This window comes from Acinetobacter pecorum, assembly GCF_014837015.1.
GTDB lineage: Bacteria > Pseudomonadota > Gammaproteobacteria > Pseudomonadales > Moraxellaceae > Acinetobacter > Acinetobacter pecorum.
Genome location: NZ_JACSPT010000026.1, coordinates 14,612 through 33,307, shown reverse-complemented (window position 1 = coordinate 33,307; position 18,696 = coordinate 14,612). Strand labels below are relative to the sequence as shown.

Genomic DNA, 18,696 nt, shown 5'->3' with positions numbered 1-18,696 from the left:
CCTCACACCCAAGTTGTCACTTAAATTTGAATGGATTGGGGAAAACTCAGCTTTTGAATGTTTATGCAACAAAGCCTTACGCGGTATGAAAATTCATTTTTAATATTAGGTTTTCTACGTCTTGAATCATGTTCATCATCAGTATTTGTAATAATTAGACTATAAGAATCATTCAATCTAGACTTTTTAATCGAATTTACGGTCAGTAACATCAACTCACCAACTCGAAGTCCATAATTAAGCATTAAGTGGATAATTAGAAAATTTCTAAATTGGGTTGGTCTATTTTTAAATGGATTAAAAGAATTAATATTGTTAGATCTGCTAGGTGTTATAGTCTCATAAAGGACTTTAACCATTTCATTTGTCATACTTTTATAGAGATACTTCTTTTCTCCGTGAATAGTTTTAGTAGATTTTCTAATAATTTTTTTCTTAAAATCGATATGTTTTTTAATATTAGATTTGATTTTTTCTATTTCTTTTCTATCTAGATGAGGGTGTTTCTTTACAGTCAGATAGTCATCCATAAGATAAGTAAAAAATTTCAAAAAAGAGCGGACCTTGTTACTAATATTTATATAATTTACTTTACGATTTCCCCCTAAGTATGTGACATGGCTTAAGTCATTATTATTTTCGAGGTAGATGATAAAATTATCAATTTCTTCATAAATCAGTTCAAAATTATAATTTGAAGAATAGAAAAATTCGCAGAAGGAAATAGCGTATTTTTTATACCAAAACATATACCAATCTTTTAGTGCCATCAAATCAGAATATTGAGTAGATAAGCTTTGAAAACGTATCACTCTCAAGCTAAACAACAATGGAAATAAGCATGGGAATGTCGATTCAGTATCAAACAATAATTTGATTTCGTTCTTATTCGATATCTTTTGCTCTAACTGGATACTTTTGACTTCAAACATAGTGAACTTCATGAACTAAAATTTAGGTCAACATATCATATTTTTGATTAGGAGTTATATTTGTATAAGTTATTGATATTAGGTAGGTGAAGTATAATTATGAAGTTATTATCAGGTGTATTATATTTAACATAATATACATTATACGAAATACAAATATAACTCCAAATAGATCTGGTTGCGCTGCTCAAGCAACTTATATTTTTAAAGCACTTCAAACTCAATCCGGCGATTTTTCTTGCGACCTTCAGCTGTTGTGTTGTCTGCTACGGGTTTACTTGCACCTAAACCTTCGGTATTCAACAATTGTGCTGGAATATTTTTTTCGATTAAATAAGCTTTCACTGTTTCTGCACGTTGCTGGCTCAGCACAAGATTTTTATTGGCATCACCCGAACTATCCGTATGTCCAATAATTCGGACTTTTTTGCCTCCCACCTTATTTAAGGCAATTACCATTTCATCCAGAATCTGTGCACCTGAAACAGCCAATACCGCACTGCCAGATTCAAACTCGATAATCCGGTTCTTCAATGCGGCATCAATAATTTGCTGCGAAGCCTGATTAACTGAAAGCTGTGTATTTAAACGATAATTTGCAGGCGTTAAACCCTGAAATTTTGCAGTTGTCTGCTGAAGCTGTTCGGGATTTGATACTTTACCTATCAGCTGAATATCAGCACCTTTTACTGTTAATTTTCCCTGTTTTACCTTTTTCAGGTCTTCATTAATTACATTGCTGACGGTATTTGACCAGCCTGCTGATGCCGTAACCTGACGGATCTGGATGCGATCTACTACATTTTCCTGTCCATAAATTGTATATAATTTACTCAATATTTCCTGTTTAGTGTTTTCGTTTGGTACAGCACCTTCGATGATGACCGGTTGTGCATATACAGGGAAACTCAGTAAAAAATATGATAATATGTTGATTTTTATAAGTTTTTTTAATTTTAAATTCTTGATTTTTATATTCATTTTATATTTCTACAAATGTTTGTTTAAATAATTTGATGCCCTGAGCCAGACTCATCTGACGCTCACTTAAGGACTGTTCTAGGGTGGCCAAGCCTGCATTATTTTCTAGGTATTGATCAATCCAGGTTGCATTGATAAGTGATACCCAATGCTGACTATCCAGATTTTCCGTGAAAATATCACTCAAAGCCTGTATGTCTGCACCTTTAAAGCCAAACAACAAGATTGGCTTTTCTTGATGCAATACGCCAATCAATAGTTCTGTATGATGATGTTTCACAAACTGACTGATTAAACTGACCCAAAATGCTGCAATTTCATAGCAATAACTGGTGTTATGAATGGGTAAAATCAGTACCTTATTCAAACGACTGGTGCCTTGCTGAATAACCGGTTGCAGCAATAATCCCAATCCAATCAGGCTTTGCGACAGCTGATATGCATTAAGATTCATCAGTCTGGCAAAGGAATGAATAGTATGAGGTTCATAAAATATCTGTGCCTCTTCATAGCTGGATACCTTAATCTGGTTACTAAGCTTATTCAGTTTATCCAGCAAAATATCGCTATCTCGTATGGAACGCATCACACGATTGCACTGATAAAGCTCAACCAGTGCTGACTTATAGCACAAAGGTGAATACACGATATTTTCAAATGGCTGTTCATGCTCAATCAGATGACTGACTACCATGGGAAACTGCCGGCCTGAGCTGTCTTCACTGGAAATCAGATTCGCTACCAGAAATAGCCTTGCCTTCGGATTGGCAATAAAGAAATCCAGCGATGGTAATTGCGCATAGGCCTGTTTGAACTCTGTCTTTTGCATGGCAAATTCCAATGCTTCCGTAATCCATTGATCAATCAGCTGAATCAGCTGATATTGCCCTCGTGACTTGAGAAAATCGCCACGAGCTGGACATTTACCATAATAAAGTGGTGTAGTTTTTAACTCATACATTACTCACCTCCACCATTTTCTTCAGTTTGAGTTGAATCCTCATCATGGTACAGCTGCTCCTGTATTGGCGAATGCCGTAGTCGGACCTGCTTGGCCTGAGCTTTGCTGAGGAGATATAGAAACACTTTGCGCAGCGACGACACGCACCGATTTATTGGAAACTACCTGATCTACCAGTTGCAGGTTGGCATAGTTCGGCTGGCCACCAATTGAATTGCTATTCTGGCCGCTAACCAGCCGGAAGTTTACTTTTACTGAAAGTTCCGGATTCTCCTTGCTCTTCCAGATCATTTCAAAGTTATTGCCTTTTTGGGTACGCTGGGCACTTTCAATCAGGCGGTTAATTCCATATTCACCTGGTTCATCAAAAATGGTGTGGGTCTTCCCTTCCAGATCCACCACGGTAATACGCGCACCCGGAATCGATCCCGGATTTGGCCAGACAAAGTTCACCCATTGTTGTACCCCATTTTCAAAAAGCATACGCTGCCCATCGATATCAAAGGTATAGGCTAAAAGTTTTGGATTTTCCAATGGGTAGAACTGGAAATTGGACTGGTTTACAGCCGGTACTATACGCTGCCCCTGATTCAATTCACCTGTTGCTACGCCATGACTAGGTGCTACATAGGTCTGGAAATTCGCTACAAAAGTTGGATTAAGGCTGATCCCCAGATCCTGCCAGCTTTTTGAAGTTAAGGTATAACCACGACGGATCACCAAAGGATCCAGATGCTCTTTTACAAAACGTGCAATACTGCCACTTTCACCAAAAATCTGATTAATTTCATTAGAAGTAGCTTGTAAATTTGCCTGACTGCTAAATGGATACTTCTGAGCCAGACTCTGGGTAAATGGCTGGTACGACTGCATGGTCCAAAGCTTGTTGATTTCTGCCTGTGCAGGAACAATCAGGCTTTCAAAAGACTGGATTAAGGGTGCAATCAGCAGGTTTTGCAGTAGCTGCTGATCCAGCTCTGTAGTGCCAGCCGACATTTTCTCGGCCACAAATTTATGGGTGGTGTTGAAAATGGAATTCTGCTCATGAATAGTTTGTTTTACTAAGGCCATACTTGCAGGACCAATATCACCAGAGCTTTTCAGGTCATTGAATTGACTGCGGATTTTGGAAATAGAAAGCATGTAGCCATCTAGCAGGGATTGATTCTGCAGATCATCCCGATGACGCGCCATCTGGTAGAATACCTGAAATTCACGTGCAATCACGCCATGGCCTAACTGGTTACTCGCCAGTTGTGCTTGTTTTTCTGCATCACGATTGAGCACTTTACGTTTGAACCAGGCAATAAAGCCTTTTTGTGGCACAGCCAGTTCTGCTTGAACCACCGGATTATCCCAGCTGGTTTCTTTGGCCACATGCTGGATCAACGTCCTGATTGGAGAATTTTCAGGTTCACCCAGGATATCAATCTGTTTGATTTGCTGGTTAAAATCACCTGCCTTGGCATAATGAACCGCATTCAGAAACTTACGCCATTCGGCAATATATTCCTTTTTATACAACTCAGTCAGCTGGCGACGGATCTGTTCAGGACTACCACTAAAGCTTAAGTCATCTGATTGTGTGGTATTCAACACCCAGTCTCGACTATCCGTTGAACTGGTTGCTGCCTATTCAATCGCTTGCTGCACATAATCTTTCCAAGCCTGATAGGTATAAACTCCTGGCAAAGCATAGCTGCCCAGCATGACATTCTGGTTAGTTTCCCCCAGAATCTGTTTTACCGTAATTGCCGGGAAACGCACCGCAGCACGCATCTTGATTTCGTTATAAACGCGATCACGTGCAGAAACACCGGTGTTAATTGCTGTTAAGATCTGACGGGTCTGATCAACCAGTACCGCATCAGAATTCATCTGAGGGAAACCATTATGTCCTGACAATGTAATGGCATAGCTTAAAATCTGTTCAGCTTTCTGGATCATTTCTCCACGCGGCATTTCACCCCGGTTTTGCTCCAGCCATGTACGCCAGAAACGCGTCATCTGATCACTTAGGTGACTGGAATCCATATATTGAGGATTACTCAACATGAGATAGGTTTTCAGGGCATTGTAGGCATCTTGAGAATTTTGATCAGAAGGTTCTGAAGCAATCTGACGTCCTTGCGCCACATGGGTGATTTTCACCCGGATATGATTTTCTTTTAGAACTGCTTCATTGGCTTTAACCCGTTGCAGGTACTGTGCAATCTGTTGCTGGGTTGGCTGAAGAACCAGATGCTCAATGCCTTTCAGATATTCAGTTTGCAGTTTTTCCCGAATCTGATTACCTTGATACAAACTGAAACTGTATTTCAATGGCCGGTTTTGATCAAATTGATCCAGTTGCTGTAAATGACCTTGTAAAATCAGCAAGCTATCCAGTTGATGAGTGAGTGAAGGATTTGCCTGTACTTGCATCTTTACTACTTTATTAAGATCAGCCTGAACTTCAGCAATCAACTGCTGGTTATTACGGTAGGACCATAGCCATAAACTAAGAACAATTGATATGCTAAGAATCGCTCCTGTGAAGGCCATAAAGCGCTGGCGTTTTTTCGCAGGGTTAATATGCTGACGCACCAAATGCTTATCTTTTAGGATGACCTCAGAAAACAGATTTTTCAGAAAATAACCATGATCCTGAGAAATAGACTGTTTCGGCAGACCAATTTCACTATCATCACTGCGGATCAGATGAAAATCATCAGCGATCTGTTCCGTCATCGGACTTTCAATTACGCCGTCCTGCAAGGCACTGGTAAAGTAAAAGCCTCGGAAAATCGGTTTAAACTGGTAAGGATTTTCCTGAAATAGTGTAGAAATGAAGGTTTTTAGAACCGGTTTTAAGCTCTTAAACTCCAGCGGAAAAGTCATGACACTTGGAGAAATATGCTGTGAATGGCGACGGCTCAGATGTATTGTACTGACACTTTTCAGACCATCGTATAAAATGTTGTAATGTTGCTCGAATAATTCTACCGCCTGCTCGCTGGAATTGGCTGCATACGGTAAGGTTGCCCCCCAGACCTGATCAAATTCCTGTGCATCATAACAGTCAAAGAATTCAGTAAATCCTGCGATCAGGTCCATTTTAGAAAAGACTAGATATACAGGAGCAAAAACTTCCAGACGTTCGGTTAAATCCTGAATACGGGCACGAAGGTTTTTGGCTAATTTTATAGATTTTTCCGGGCTTTGGCTCACCAGTTCAGCAATACTGACAATGACAATCAGGCCATTTACGGGTGCCTTATAACGATTTTTCTTAAGAATGTTCAGGAAACCAAGCCATTCAGAATGATCTTCCGTATAGACTGAATAACGTCCTGCAGTATCCAGCAGAACACCTTCAGTTGAGAAAAACCAGTCACAGTTACGGGTTCCACTTAAGCCAGAAGACACCATTTTCTGGTGATGTTCTTCAAATGGAAAGCGCAGCCCTGAATGATAAATGGCAGAGCTTTTCCCAGCTGCCGGATTGCCAATCACCATATACCAGGGCAACTCATATAGCGCAGCATTGCCCTTACGATCTCCAAGTCTGGACTTGCGGATCAGTTGAATTGACTCCTTCATCTGCTGTTGGATCAGCTGTAACTCTTCCTTATTCTTATGCTTGTACTGTTCAGCTTCAGTGGTACTAGCAATCGCCTCGTAAATCTCTTCACCTTTTTTGGCATGTCGATAATGCTGGATTAATGCATAAATACCCCAAATCATCAGTATCAGGCTATAAACCGTTACCAGAATCCAGAACACACGCTCGGAAACGGTATTTTTCATGGAAAAAATCACCACGAAAAATGACAATGCCATAATCGCTTTTGGATTGGTCACATACTGCCAGACATATCCCAAGATCGTATAAAATAATGTATTCACTGTAATCTCTTATATTTCTTTATTATTTTTCAGATTTTTAAAATTTTTCAGGCTGCGTTCTGTTCAAGTTCCTCAACCATACTGACGGGTTGATAGACAAAAAATGTCTGAGGATGCTGTACTGAATAAGCCAATGTAATGACATCTTCATTCATTTGCATACACAGCAATGTTCCAAATAGTGCTTTCATCTCTGTTGCACCGCCTAGATAAGCATAACAATACAGGCCGTGATGCAGTTCTATTCCAAATTTACCCAGATACTGTTGAACCTTCTTTGCTGTGCTGATCTGTAAAGGATCATCCAGAAAAAGTATAAATGCAGCTTCCTGCTGTAGCTGATCAGCAAAGTTTGGACTTTTTTTCTTCAAATATTCACTAATATTTTTGACATGCTTAACGAATTTTATTGTTTTTATTTCTGTCAAATCTTCAATGCTTAACTGTAGTGAAGACAGGCATATACTCGCTGCATATTCTCCCGGCAGATATTGTTCCGACTGCCATAACTGCTGTTCCAGCCACTCCTGGTCAATTTCAGACTGTACAGCAATCACCAGACTGACCAGTTCATTTTGCTGCTGAATATCATTGAGCAGGTTCATCCAGAGTGAATAGGCATTGTTATGATCGACATAATGAAACTCGACATGAATCTGGCTCTGCACAATTTCATATTGCTGTTCTAGCTGTTCAATCAGCTTCTGTTGGGTTTCATCTGGCCAGAGATGAATTAAGGTTGCCGGCAGCGGCTTAATCAACCAGATTCCAGCTTTGATGAAACAGGTTCCCCTGGTCAGTCAGGCGCCGTTTTATCATTTAGGAAATTATGAGGCATTTTTACATCAGCAAAATGTCCGGATCCGTCAGATTCAGCAGGATGAAGATGGCGAATCTTCAAGTAGCAACGATGAGCTACAAAAGTTCGAGCAATTGCTACAGGCTACTTCCTACTCTGTAATAATAGAAAACTACCAGCAGGTTTTGGATATTCAACAGCACTGGCACCATCTAAAAACCATTCTGGATGAATTACTGGGTTTGAATGCACCGAGTTTTTCGGCAATTGACGAACAGATTGATTCAATCATTTCCCTAATTAAACGTCTATATAAAGTGGAACAGTTAGCGAATCAAAATACTGAAAGCTTAATCCCGCCGACAGACTCAGGAATTCAGCAAGTTTTTACGGATACTTCCTCTCCTATTTTTCAAACTCAATTCCGGTTACAGCCACAAAATCATCTGGCAAATCGGGAACAGGCATTGAAAGTCTTAAATGAAATTGCGGATTATTTCCAGATGCACGAACCGCATAGTCCGGTAAGTTATATGCTGCAAAAAACCATTCGCTGGAGTCAGATGCCACTTCATGAATGGCTGGCACAAGTGATTAAAAATGAAAATCCCCTAGAACAGGTTCAAGAGTTACTGGGTGTACACGATATGAATAATTCCAATAATGAGTGGTAATACTGAATGTTTAAAGCAGAAAAAGTTCTTTGGGGTGAAGGCCTATTTTTAAGACCTCAGCATTTTCAGTTACAGGATGCCTATCATGAACAACGTCTGAACCATATGATTCAGGCGAGCTTGCCTTTTGCCTATGGAATTCAGTCAATAGAATTCGATGAAACCCAGTTAGGCATGAATATACTGGCACTCAGCCGGATTAAAATGGTCTGGCAAGATGGGGAAATTTATCGTGCACCTGAACTGGATCTATTACCTGAACCTATACAGCTTGATACTTTGAATCTGCGTACAGAAATGGCGATTTATCTTGCTTTACCGATGATTCAGGCAAGTAAACAGAATCTTTATCATCAAGATCATTCTCAATCCAGCCGCTACCATTCCTATTTAAGTTCAACCCATGATCTGTTTACCAATGCGGCTACAGCAGAAATCACCCTGGTACGCCGTCGTGCTGAGTTTAAGATTTTTGAAATAAGCCAGGGACCTGAACAGGCTTTGGATGGCTATTTTTATCTTCCGATTGGCACAATGAAACGGCAAAGTTCCGGGAATTTTGTACTGGATCACAAGTTTATTCCCCCAATCCTGCATATCGAAGCATCAGAAAATCTGTTGAATAATCTGAAGCGTACCTTGAATATTATCCGGGCCAAGATCAAAACCATTCAAAACAATAACCGGGAAAATGAACAGAAACTGATTGAATTCCGTTCTGGTGATATTGTGTCTTTCTGGCTGGTGAGTGCACTCAATACTGCACATGCAACGTTGAATCACATCTTGCAGTATCCACGTATTCATCCAGAACGGCTGTATTCTGAATTATTACGTCTGACCGGCTCGCTCCTGACTTTTTCAACTGCCTATGCTGTCGATCATTTACCCCAATATCAACATCATCATTTACAGGAAAGCTTTGGCCAGCTCGACGTGATTTTACGTGAATTGCTGGATACGATTATTTCAAACCGCTATATCAGTATTGCCCTGAAAGAAACCCGTCCATCCTATTGGGTTGGCAGTCTTGAAACAGACAAAATTTCCCGAGATACCCGTTTTTATCTTGCAGTATCGAGTAGTGTCATGCCAGCCCATGATCTGATTGCCTATGTGCCGATCCGTTTCAAGGTTGGCAGTACTGTCGATGTTGAACAACGCGTGATTGCAGCACTGCCAGCTGTACCTGTTCAGCATCTGATTCAAGTGCCAACCGCCATTCCAGTGCGTTCAGGGGTAAGCTATTTTGAAATTGAACCAAATAATGAACTGTATCAACGGATGTTGGAGTCCGAGACCATTTGTGTCTATATCCCCAGCGGATTCCAGGATATTTCAATTGAACTGATTGCTGTGGTAAATGGATAAGAATAATGAATAGTATTAATAATGCGCCATCGCTATTTGATGATGGACAAATTGGTACAGGTTTTCAGACCAATACAAAGATAGATAAGAGTCAACACTCAGCAACTACCCATCTGGTCGATCTATTACATGATGGATTCTATGTGGTTTTCCTGATTCGCAATCAGTATGTACCCTCTAATCCGGAGTCCTTCCGCCAGAAAGTGCTAGATATGCTGGCACGTTTTGAAAACCAGGCAAGAAAACTGCAATTTTCTGCAGAAGATATTAATAATGCACAATATGCATATTGTGCTTTGTTAGATGAGACGATTGCCACCCAACAGGATTCCCGTTTTTTTGACCTGAAAAATTTCTGGATGATGAGCCCGCTACAACTCAGTTTATTTGGATCACAACTGGCTGGTTATCGTTTTTTTGAACACATGGAAGAAATCCGCAATAAAGACAAGGAATGCCTCGCCGTTCTTGAAGTTTATCATTACTGTTTATTATTAGGTTTTCATGGTAAATACAGAATTGAATCAATGAGTCAGTTGAACAGTCTGATTAGTCGTGTCGGTGATCAAATCGATTACCTCAAAGGGAAAAAGGCATTTTCTCCTTTTGCTGCAATTCCAGACCAGATTAAACATATCATTCACCGTGAATTGCCATTTTTCTGGATTCTGATTTTCTGGCTAGTGTTTGCTCTGGCAAGCTTTATTGGTCTGCACTATGTATTGTCCAAAGACCGTAATGCAGCATTTTCCCAATATCAGAATGTGATTAGTGTTCCTGTAGAACAAGCTCACATTACTATCCATTTACCATAAATATTATACTCACTATGGCAAACAAAAATAATAAACATATTCGTCTTTTACGGTCTATAAAGCCGGTTCCTCATTCTCCTAAATTTTACCTATTGAGCGGATTTGTATTGGGGGTGCTATCAGTAAGCTCTGTTTTACTAGGCTATGGTTATTATCAGAATCATTCGGGATCAAGCCGTACACGAGTTAATGCAGAAAATCATCAAATATCAGACTTAAATCATGCCGCAGAATCTGAGCAAATTATTCCAAAAGCCGCTACGCCGTCGGATCAGGATAATATCCAGAATCCAGAAGATGGTTTTGATCAGAATATTGAAAATATGTTTAAGGTAGCAAAGCCAGAAAGTAATGCAGAATCTAAAAACCATACTTCACCTTTTGAATCTGCGTTTGGTGCCCAAGAGCAAAAACCTTTAATTCAGGCCAATGATAAAAATAAACCACTTAAACCGGAAATTCGGACAATTCAATCTTCAGCAATAAAGACTAAGATAATTAAAGGTTCGCAAAAAAGTTCTTTAAATATAAATGCTGATCGTCTATCGCCAGCACAAACAGAAAAATCTGTTGAGCTAAAAACTACAAATACTTCGTCACAGGAACAGCCCTCAGCAACTACGCTACAGGAAAGTGCTGAAGTAGCACTGTCATAAACAGCATGATCTACTTCATTTTTTTCAGTTTTGTTTTGCTTAGCTTAGGTATGTTGCTGCTGGTTTCTTATGAATTCCGAATCCGGTTGATAAACCTGTGCATGCAAATTTTACCATATAGCAAGAACCGAATTTTGGCAGCCAGACAGGTTGCCTGGGAATTTAATCAGGCAGCATCTTCAGATAAAATCCAGTCACATTGGCATATTCAACAATGGTGGATTTTGCTGGCGGCCTTAGTGTTATTTAGCAGTATTGTAATTTTTACTTTAACCCGCCCCATTACTGCCAGTACTTTTGAAGCAAATTATTTACGTGAAGTTGATCCCCAAATTTATACTTTACTCGATGGTCAGGTGTTAGCACCGCCCCCAGAAGTAGAAGGTCATCTGATTGAAGAAGCCATACAGGGAGAAGTCCATTACTATGCCAATGTTGTTTCTGCCCAAGTTATAAATCCACCTGATCCTACTGAAGATGTACATCTGCCTATGATCCATAATCATAGTGATCTCAATATAGTTAACCGGAAATGGAATAAAATTAATCCACGTTATAAACAGCGTTTATTGATGGTCTTCAAAATAATGCGTGAACAGTATGGATATGAACTGGTTTTACTAGAAGGTTATCGCAGTCCGGAACGTCAAAATTCACTTTCTGCAAATCCGAATACCACGCGTGCTAGAGGTTATCAAAGTTATCATCAGTTCGGTTTAGCAGCTGACGTTGCCTTTAAACGTCATGGTAAAGTCATCATCAGCGAACGTGATCCATGGGCAATGCGTGGTTATGAACTGTATGGTCAAGTCGCAGAATCGGTCGGACTCACATGGGGCGGTCGGTGGAAATCGATTAAAGATTATGGTCATACTGAATATCGTATGCCAGGTTTGAAAAAAACCGCTGAAATGGCAAACCAGTTGGTTAATGAAGGTCAGCTACAGGCAGCTGGATACTGACCTTCGATTCAAAGTTTCAAAGTTAACCGTGTTATTTATTATTGTGCATCTAGAAATGCTTGTATATGTTCCAGTACTTGTGCAGGATTTTCAGCATGCAGCCAATGACCTGCATTTTCAATGAGTTCAACTTTGGAATGGGTGAATTGGCGGTCAATCGCAGCGAAATGCTCTGGTTTAGAAATATAAAAAGAGTTACCACCTCTGAGAAAAAGTGCCGGAGTATCAATTGGAGTAATATCTTCCCAAAATAAAATATCCTGATAATGGTTAAAGAGCGCCTGTACATTAAACAGCCACTTCCCTTTGTTAAAAGATTTTAGCAAGAACTGAATTACCATTTCTTCATTCAGATATTCACGCATGATTTTTGTCGCTTCTAACCGGGAACTTAGGTTTGCACGCTCGACAGCAAATAAGGCTTCAAAAATTTCCGCATGATGATTTTCATGATATGGGATTGGAGTTATATCCAGAACCACAAGCTGCTCTACCCGATTACGCGCAATATCAGACAGTTTCATGGCAACTTTGCCGCCCATAGAATGCCCTACCACAACAAATTTGGTGATGTTAAGACTATCTAATGTTTCAAGTACATCTTTTGACATCAAGTGGTAATTATGCTCATCACTATGTTCAGATAAGCCATGGTTGCGCAGATCTAACTGAATGACGGTACGCTGGCTTGAAAAATGTCGCGCCAGCATTCCTAAATTACTCAAGCTGCCGAATAAACCATGAATGAAGACCATTGGTACAAGTGTTGAGTTATCATGACTGGTGATTTGGTAGTTGAGGATCATTTGAGAATTCCGTGATTTCATAGATGATGTGGTGATATTGGAATTTTATTGGGAATTAATCAATTGCTAAATTTTAAAATATGCTTAGGCTATTTATATGCAATAATTTTTGCTTAGGCTAAATAGGTGAAACTGGTACAATTTTTTAAAATCAGAGAGGTCTAAAAACTAGCTGTTATTATTCAAATAAGCTCAGGTAGCTTTAAAATTTTTAATTTTCTGACTATCACTTATTTACTCATTCATAATCAAAAACTGGATATGCATAATAAGCCACACTACATTTACAAGTCATATTTCGGGTGTATAAGCAGTCAGGTGGAATTTACTACCTAGCTTCTTACAAATTGGCTAAGCAGAAAATACTATTATTAAGTTTCCTCCCCTTTTCTTTTCATAGCTATTAACATTTATAATTCGCTTAGGCTATTTTACAAACTTTTAAAGATATTTGAATTATTAAATATGAGCTGCGTGCAGCAACTAGCCTAGCTCGGATGAAAATCATTTCTTATCAAATACTATTTAGTATTTCTAGGAAGTTTTTAGAAAAATAATTGCCATTACTTAAATATTCTAATTAATGAGATAATATCAGTGGATATATCCCCGAGATATAAGGTAATTCTACAAATTTATTTTAAATTAACTTAATAGTTTTATTGAAAATATATTAATAATGAACTTTTCATATTTATAAAAGCCCGGTTATTCAAATTAGAATTATTTGCTTTATTTATATTTTCCAGCGAAAAACGTTCGAGAAAGAGAAGTGTTTTATAACCTATTCTACTTCCCTATTTTTACAAAATACGCTCGCCGTCATTCCAGATTTAGTCAAACTTTGATCCTGCCGCTCCAGAAAGTTTCTGGCAATCATTGCCATCGTAGGTGCCATACTCAGATCACTATTTTCTTCGGACACCTTTTGAATATCCTCATAGGCTTTCAATCGATTACAGAAAGCCTGGCGTTGAGTTTGAGCATCTGCCTTTTGATCATCTTCATCTAAAATATGCTTGGTTTCATTCACGATTTTAGTCTGTACTGAAATAAACTGGTCGTAGGCACTTTGTGAAAGTGGCTCTGCAAAGAGCATACTATTTAGCCCTAATAGCAATCCAGCACAAATGAAAGATGATTTTTTTAGCATTTAGATTTCTTCTTTCCAGACATCTTCATAATCATCGGCATCGATCATGAAACGAAAACCTGTTTCCAGAGCCAGATACGGCAATACTTCTGGTGCAATATCCTGTAATTCACGTACGGTCATGGTTTCAAAAGCATCTTCACTTGAAGGTTCTCCCCCGTAAATATACCAGCTGATATTTTCAGCCGACTCAGGCTTTTTACGAATGCCGACAATTGGATCCTGTTTCAAGGTATGTACGGCCACGGCAACCACATCATCACCACTCACTGCAACATAAGCCGAACCAACTTCTTCACAGAGCAGTTTTTGTTCTGCGATCAGTTCTTGTAAAGGTGACAGGTTTTGCGTGTTTTTCGACATTCGGTTGTACTCATTAATTTTTTACATTAGCGCGCTATTTTAACTTAATTTTAATGAGGCTCATGAGAATTTCATCGAAATCTAAAAAATATCTACCCTTACACTGGTTAAGGGCAGATATGAATAAAGTTATTTAAAAACTTTAAAACGCTCTTCATCCGCAAGATAATCTTTGGCACGCGGCTCACCCTCTATCGAACCAAATACCAGCTGTGCACGAAGTTTCCAGTTTGATGGAATGCTCCATTCCGCATGAACCTGCTCATCTACGATCGGATTGTAATGCTGCAATGATGCGCCCAACCCTTCTGTATGCAATGCTGTCCACGTTGCAAATTGTGCGATTGCAGTCGAATGTTCCGCCCAGATTGGGAAGTTGTCTGCATAAGATGGGAACTGTTCCTGCAAACCTTTCACTACGTTGTGATCTTCAAAAAATAGGACTGTACCTACCCCTGCTGCAAAACTGGCCATCTTTGCTGTGGTCTTTGCAGCACTCTCTTCGTCTTTGGCATAGCTTTTTAATTTGTCTGCAACAAAGCCCCAGAACTTCTCATGTTCTGAATTGAATAAAATGACGGCGCGTGAAGATTGAGAATTGAAAGAAGATGGGCTTTGTTTTATCGCAGTCTGAATCAGATCAGTTAAATATTCAGGAGATTGTTCAACATTCTTGGCAATAGCATAAATAGTACGGCGCTTAGTAATTAAATCTAAAAACTGGTTCGACATTTTTCAAAATCCTGGGATATATCTTCGGGAAAATTTGAACCTTCAGCTATTTTTGTGAAGGATAACTAATTAATGAGGCTTTAACCTTATAATAAGCTAAAGCACCTATACCTTAAAAAATAATTGACTTAATTACTAGGCTATTTATTTGATATTTTTATATATTTTTTAGCTAAAAATGATCATTTTCATCTATTTTTTGAACAATCGTTAAAACATATGCACTGTTAAAGGGCCAGATGATAAACCATGATCTAGCATGCGCTATTACTGAGCAAAATTAAGATATTTATTTATAAAATCTCTATAGCTTAGGCTATTTTGCTAGACAAGGAATTATGAAAAAATTCTCATATTTCAGATAAAATTAATCCCTCAAAATTGAGGGATTAATTTTATAAATAAAAGCTAAACACCTAGTTTAAAACTTTGCATTCAAAACCTGAGCAGATACTTTGTTTTTCCAAAGATCACGTAAAACCGGTAAATAGAATTTTTCACCGAGCTCAACCAGCTCTGCATCAATTAAAGCATGCATCTCATGCATAAAAAGATAATCCAATTCAACTGTGCTGAGCTGGGTTTGCTGCTTTTGATAATCTTTGCGTTTCTGTTGGGCTTGTTTAACTAGACGATCCGCAAATGCTTTATCTTTAAACTGCATAATCGCTTTCAAACGTAATTCGATGATGCCCCAACCGGTTAAAAACATCTGGAAGGTTTCAAAATCATCGCTGGTCGATTCCCAAGACATTTCTTCCAGATTTTCATTATCTGGCAGTACAGGTAAAAGAAGCTCCATAACACTTGGAAAAATCTTTTTGAAATTCAGAATAAATTTAACAGGATGCTCACCTGGATAATCCTTGAATTGCACCTTTTTTTGAACATCCGTTAAATAAATATCAAACATAAAACAATCATCAGTGGGTAATCTTATCTAGCCCCTATTGTACGCAAGTCTGCCCGAGATAAAAACCATTGCTGACTATTCCATGATAAAACAGCTAAAAGATTAAAAACATTTACCTTTATTTGGCATTCGGTGAAACCATCTGTTCAGGTCTGACGACTTCATCAAACTGTTCAGCTGTAACGAGATCAAGTTCCACAGCCACCTGTTTCAAGGTTTTACCTTCCTTATAAGCGGTCTTGGCAACTTTGGCTGCATTCTCATAACCAATGACCGGATTCAAGGCTGTAACCAGCATTAAAGAATCATGCAAGAAATGTTCAATTTTTTCATGATTTGGCTCAATACCAACGGCGCAATGATCATTAAAACTATTACAAGCATCACCTAATAATTGGATAGATTGCAGCAGATTATAGGCAATGACCGGCATAAATACATTGAGTTCAAAATTACCTGATGCACCCGCTATACTAATGGTGGTGTCATTGCCGAGAACTTGCGCGACTACCATAGTCATCGCTTCACTTTGCGTCGGGTTCACCTTGCCCGGCATGATGCTAGAACCCGGTTCATTTTCAGGAATACGGAGTTCCCCAAAACCACAACGTGGGCCACTAGCCAACCATCGAATATCATTAGCGATCTTATTTAAGCTAACTGCTAAAGTCTTTAAGGCACCTGAAGCGAATACTGCAGCATCACGGCCAGCCAAAGCCTCAAACTTGTTTGGTGCAGTAACAAATGGCAAACCAGTTAAATATCCAAGAGTTTTAGCTACTTCAACGGCATAATCAGGATGAGCGTTCAACCCTGTACCGACGGCTGTCCCGCCCAATGGTAGTTCGTACAGGCCCACCAAGGCCTGTTCTAGACGAAGCAGTGCATGATCGAGTTGAGAAACATAACCGCTAAATTCCTGTCCCAACGTTAACGGCGTAGCATCTTGTAGATGTGTCCGGCCAATTTTTACAATATCAGCAAATTCCTGAGATTTGACATATAAGGTATCGCGTAAACGTGTGACTGCCGGAATTAAAAGTTCATTGATCTGCAAGCTCGCAGCCACATGAATCGCAGTTGGAAATGAATCATTGGTAGATTGAGCACGGTTAACATGATCATTTGGATGGACCGGTTTTTGTGCCCCTAAATGATTACCCAGTTTCTGGTTGGCAATATTGGCAATTACCTCATTACAGTTCATATTACTTTGCGTACCTGAACCAGTTTGCCAGACCACCAGTGGAAATTGACTGTCCCATTGACCACTAATGACTTCATCAGCAGCATCCACAATATATCGTGACAGTTCTTGTGAAATCTGGTTCAGCTCGGCATTAGTCAAGGCAGCCGCTTTTTTGACGAGTCCCATGGCACGAATCATTGGCCGTGGCAAACGTTCATTTCCAATCCTGAAATTTTGCAAGCTGCGCTGAGTCTGAGCGCCCCATAATGCCTCACCCGGCACAGCAACTTCTCCCATCGTGTCATGTTCAATACGTGTTTGCATGTTCAACCTCAATTCTTTTTGCTTATTAATAATCTTAGGAATCTGTATATCAATGTATATCAATGATTTACTCTAATAATTTAAAGTAGTCGATTACATTAAATATGTAAATGATAATTATTATCAAATATTAAATTAAAAATCTAATTTACTGCCCTTTGAGAATATTTTGATAAAACAACCATTCATCCTCAAGTATCTTTCTGATCGAGCGCTGCCTTTGCCAATGCAAAACCTGTTGTGCCTTTTCAGTATTCGCACCTAACTGGTCCAGCTCAGCATGGGGATAAGGTAAGGCATCCACAGTTTTAATTGCAGACTGGGTGACTTCAGCAAGCTGATCCAGTAAAGCCTGTATGGAAATCAGTTCTCCGGCAATATTAAAGGCTTCACACTTTAATTCCTGCTGTTGTGACAACCACTGTAAGGATTTGATCACGGCATCACAACAGTCTGCGACATGCAGAAAACTCCGCTCTACTGTGCCATCCGCAGTATGGGCCTGACGGCGTAATTCAAGATATTCACGTTGCTGCGCAGCGACCTGCATTGCCAGAGGTACAATATTTTTCGGTAAAGGTGGTACTGCTTCCCCTAAGATACCATGCTCAAAGGCACCGGCAATATTGGAAAGACGCAGGATCGCAATCCGCCATTCATTGTCAGTTTTAGTGGTATCCCGAATAATTTCCTCCACCATCTGTTGCGACTTGATATAAGGATTAGGATAAGTAAAGTTAAAAGGCAGATCTTCGCTTAAGTCTGTGCCAGATTGGCCATATACCGCCAAACTGGATAAATGTACCAGATGACGTACCCCGGTACGCTGCATGGCACGCATGAGACTCATAATACAGCTGACATTATCATTATAATATTCAAGTGGTTTTAATACTGATTCTTCCAGTGACTTAAAACTTGCGGTATGCACCACAGCCTGAATCGAATTCTGCTCAAAGACTTTGTTCAATGCTGGCGTGTTGCGAATATCAATCTTGATAAAAGGCACATACATACCAGAAATAAATTCGAGACGCTCCAGAGTCTGTAAGTTAGCATTGGCCAAATTATCGACCACAATGACCTCTAGTCCTTGTGCTAACAGACTTAAAGCAATATGTGAGCCTAAAAAGCCTAATCCACCCGTCACTAAAATCATTTATACTACCTACTTTCT

The 18,696-nt window shown here is 39.4% G+C and carries 16 protein-coding genes and 1 pseudogene; 5 read left to right on the top strand and 12 right to left on the bottom strand.

The window, feature by feature from the left end:
- Positions 1–20 precede the first annotated feature (20 nt).
- From H9629_RS14415 to H9629_RS14395, 5 genes and pseudogenes are all read right to left on the bottom strand, one after another.
- Complete coding sequence (locus H9629_RS14415; RefSeq protein ID WP_191731364.1) at positions 21–932, bottom strand: site-specific integrase; 912 nt, start codon at positions 930–932, stop codon at positions 21–23.
- Positions 933–1,136: 204 nt separating this feature from the next.
- Positions 1,137–1,913 (bottom strand): OmpA family protein, encoded by a 777-nt coding sequence (locus tag H9629_RS14410; RefSeq protein ID WP_191731363.1) that lies wholly within the window; start codon positions 1,911–1,913, stop codon positions 1,137–1,139.
- 1 nt (position 1,914) lies between these two features.
- The gene (gene tagF, locus H9629_RS14405; RefSeq protein ID WP_191731362.1) at positions 1,915–2,874 is read right to left on the bottom strand and encodes a type VI secretion system-associated protein TagF; all 960 of its coding nucleotides are present in this window, start codon (positions 2,872–2,874) and stop codon (positions 1,915–1,917) included.
- 42 nt (positions 2,875–2,916) lie between these two features.
- Positions 2,917–6,762 (bottom strand): annotated as a pseudogene (gene tssM, locus H9629_RS14400) (type VI secretion system membrane subunit TssM).
- A gap of 47 nt (positions 6,763–6,809) precedes the next feature.
- Positions 6,810–7,523: a hypothetical protein gene (locus H9629_RS14395; protein ID WP_225215823.1), complete on the bottom strand. Its 714-nt coding sequence runs from the start codon at positions 7,521–7,523 to the stop codon at positions 6,810–6,812.
- Between the two features lie 16 nt (positions 7,524–7,539).
- Here H9629_RS14395 and H9629_RS14390 point away from each other — a divergent pair, with 16 nt between their 5' ends.
- From H9629_RS14390 to H9629_RS14370, 5 genes are read left to right on the top strand one after another with little or no spacing between them, the layout of a single operon-like run.
- Entirely contained in the window at positions 7,540–8,235 is a 696-nt protein-coding gene (locus tag H9629_RS14390) for a hypothetical protein (protein ID WP_263600654.1), read from the top strand.
- A gap of 6 nt (positions 8,236–8,241) precedes the next feature.
- Positions 8,242–9,606, top strand: coding sequence for a type VI secretion system baseplate subunit TssK (tssK, locus tag H9629_RS14385; RefSeq protein WP_064096144.1), 1,365 nt, complete (start codon positions 8,242–8,244; stop codon positions 9,604–9,606).
- Between the two features lie 5 nt (positions 9,607–9,611).
- Positions 9,612–10,421: a type IVB secretion system protein IcmH/DotU gene (icmH, locus tag H9629_RS14380; RefSeq protein ID WP_064096143.1), complete on the top strand. Its 810-nt coding sequence runs from the start codon at positions 9,612–9,614 to the stop codon at positions 10,419–10,421.
- Positions 10,422–10,435: 14 nt separating this feature from the next.
- The gene (locus H9629_RS14375) at positions 10,436–11,077 is read left to right on the top strand and encodes a hypothetical protein (RefSeq protein ID WP_064096142.1); all 642 of its coding nucleotides are present in this window, start codon (positions 10,436–10,438) and stop codon (positions 11,075–11,077) included.
- Between the two features lie 5 nt (positions 11,078–11,082).
- The gene (locus H9629_RS14370) at positions 11,083–12,039 is read left to right on the top strand and encodes a M15 family metallopeptidase (RefSeq protein WP_191731361.1); all 957 of its coding nucleotides are present in this window, start codon (positions 11,083–11,085) and stop codon (positions 12,037–12,039) included.
- A 38-nt stretch (positions 12,040–12,077) separates the two neighbouring features.
- Here the strand turns inward: H9629_RS14370 and H9629_RS14365 are convergent, their stop codons facing one another.
- The 7 genes from H9629_RS14365 to H9629_RS14335 all read right to left on the bottom strand — a co-directional run bounded on the left by H9629_RS14365 (position 12,078) and on the right by H9629_RS14335 (position 18,678).
- A complete protein-coding gene (locus H9629_RS14365; RefSeq protein ID WP_191731360.1) occupies positions 12,078–12,845 on the bottom strand; it encodes an alpha/beta fold hydrolase in 768 nt (255 codons plus the stop codon).
- Between the two features lie 784 nt (positions 12,846–13,629).
- Positions 13,630–13,998 (bottom strand): hypothetical protein, encoded by a 369-nt coding sequence (locus tag H9629_RS14360; RefSeq protein WP_064096139.1) that lies wholly within the window; start codon positions 13,996–13,998, stop codon positions 13,630–13,632.
- Entirely contained in the window at positions 13,999–14,361 is a 363-nt protein-coding gene (locus H9629_RS14355; protein WP_064096138.1) for an immunity protein Imm33 domain-containing protein, read from the bottom strand.
- Between the two features lie 129 nt (positions 14,362–14,490).
- Positions 14,491–15,093, bottom strand: a complete 603-nt coding sequence (locus H9629_RS14350) for a nitroreductase family protein (protein WP_064096137.1) — start codon at positions 15,091–15,093, stop codon at positions 14,491–14,493.
- Between the two features lie 421 nt (positions 15,094–15,514).
- Positions 15,515–16,006, bottom strand: coding sequence for a hypothetical protein (locus H9629_RS14345; RefSeq protein WP_064096136.1), 492 nt, complete (start codon positions 16,004–16,006; stop codon positions 15,515–15,517).
- A gap of 118 nt (positions 16,007–16,124) precedes the next feature.
- On the bottom strand, positions 16,125–17,519 hold the full coding sequence (fumC, locus tag H9629_RS14340) for a class II fumarate hydratase (RefSeq protein ID WP_191731359.1): 1,395 nt from the start codon (positions 17,517–17,519) through the stop codon (positions 16,125–16,127).
- 148 nt (positions 17,520–17,667) lie between these two features.
- Entirely contained in the window at positions 17,668–18,678 is a 1,011-nt protein-coding gene (locus H9629_RS14335; protein WP_191731358.1) for an NAD-dependent epimerase/dehydratase family protein, read from the bottom strand.
- Between the last annotated feature and the right edge of the window lie 18 nt (positions 18,679–18,696).